Origin of the sequence: Saccharothrix sp. NRRL B-16348 (assembly GCF_001280085.1) — a bacterium.
Taxonomy (GTDB): domain Bacteria; phylum Actinomycetota; class Actinomycetes; order Mycobacteriales; family Pseudonocardiaceae; genus Actinosynnema.
In genome coordinates this window covers 1-209 of record NZ_LGED01000185.1, presented here as the reverse complement: position 1 = coordinate 209, position 209 = coordinate 1, and the positions used below count along the sequence as shown (strand labels likewise).

Annotated in this window: 1 rRNA gene; it reads right to left on the bottom strand. The window is 57.4% G+C overall.

The window, feature by feature from the left end:
* A 23S ribosomal RNA gene (locus ADK67_RS17105) occupies window positions 1–209 on the bottom strand; the annotation flags it as partial.

Sequence of the window (209 nt, the reverse complement as noted above, 5' to 3'; positions counted from 1 at the left end):
CGTCTTTCGCTACTCATGCCTGCATTCTCACTCGTCCAGCCTCCACACCTGGATCACTCCGGCGCTTCAATGGCTGAACGACGCTCCCCTACCCATCCCAGCATGACACTGAAATGACACGGCTTCGGCGGTGTGCTTGAGCCCCGCTACATTGTCGGCGCAGGACCACTTGACCAGTGAGCTATTACGCACTCTTTAAAGGGTGGCTG